The organism is Streptomyces europaeiscabiei, assembly GCF_001550375.1.
GTDB lineage: Bacteria > Actinomycetota > Actinomycetes > Streptomycetales > Streptomycetaceae > Streptomyces > Streptomyces europaeiscabiei.
Map to the genome: position 1 here is coordinate 1 of NZ_LRTR01000601.1, position 688 is coordinate 688.

Below are 688 nucleotides of genomic sequence, written 5' to 3' on the forward strand. Positions count from 1 at the left end.
AGTCGGGCCGGTCGCATACGGCGGCCCGGAGAAGTCACACCGAACCAACCCCGAGCAGCAGGGCTCCGGGCGCGGGTCGGCCGGTGAGGTCGGCTCGGGCGCCTCGTCCGTCGGGCTGCTGTGGCTCGCGGATGCGGCCGATGCCAATGCCGATGCCGATGCCGATACCGCGGTGCTCGTGGTGTCTTGGGGCGTCGATGACCGCCGGGCATCGGATGGGCGTGCTCGTTGCCGTGCCGCGACTGCCAGGATCCACCGGCGGTGCAACTCCACGCGTTCCTCGGGCGATGCTCCGCAGAGTGCGGCGAACCGCTCGATCCCGGTGAAGTCCTTGGGAACCGCCTCACCGGCGCAGTAGCGGTGCAGCGTGGAGGCGTTCGTTCCCAGATGGCGGGCCAGCGCCGCGTAGCTGCGGTCCGTGCGCTCCTTCAGGCGCGCCAGCAGTAGCGCGAACTCCGCTACGTCATCGTGGATTGCATCCATGTGGTCCGTACTCGCATCCATCCGTCGGCCTGTGCCGTCATGCCCTGATCCGGGACGGCACCCCAGACACTCCCCCACACGTGCACGTCAATACGGCCGGGATGGTTGCAGGGTTGCGCCATCCCTCTCCGCTGGACCACCGTCACCCGCGGCCCTGGGGCGCCGCCCTCTGCACCGTCGCCGGCCGAGGCGCGGGCCGAGGCGG

At 70.8% G+C, this 688-nt stretch carries 1 protein-coding gene; it reads right to left on the reverse strand.

Annotated features, from left to right (window positions below; translation table 11 throughout):
• On the reverse strand, positions 1–483 hold a 483-nt coding region (locus tag AWZ10_RS48200), incomplete at its 3' end, for a helix-turn-helix domain-containing protein (protein WP_159058374.1).
• Positions 484–688 lie beyond the last annotated feature (205 nt).